The 347-nt window shown below is 67.4% G+C and carries 1 protein-coding gene; it reads right to left on the bottom strand.

Translation table 11 applies throughout. The features are described 5' to 3' along the window. Window positions 1-347, bottom strand: a 347-nt coding sequence (locus FMEAI12_RS35980; protein WP_235015161.1) for an integrase core domain-containing protein, incomplete at both ends; no start/stop codon positions are given.

Here is a 347-nt window from a genome sequence, read left to right as displayed (position 1 = left end):
CCGTCGAGGATGCGTGTGCGACGGACGGTGGAATCCGGCGTCGGGGCGACTGCGGGTGGCGGGTCGGGTGGGTGCTGGCGGAGGGAGCGGTGGGGTCGGTGGGTGTTGAAATGCTTCGCGTAGCTGTCGAGGACTGACGTCAGGTGCCGTTCGGAGATGATCAGCGGCCTGTCGGTGCATTCGCGGCGGGCGGTGCCGACCCAGCGTTCCGCGATCGCGTTCGCCTGCGGCGACTGTGGCGGTGTGCGCACCACGTCGATACCGGCCCCGGCAAAGACAGCGTCGAAGGAAGCCGTGAATTTCGTATCACGGTCACGGATGAGGAACCGGAACCGGTGGCCACGTTC

Origin of the sequence: Parafrankia sp. Ea1.12 (assembly GCF_900465275.1) — a bacterium.
Lineage (GTDB): Bacteria > Actinomycetota > Actinomycetes > Frankiales > Frankiaceae > Parafrankia > Parafrankia soli.
This window is presented reverse-complemented; position numbering and strand designations above follow the sequence as displayed.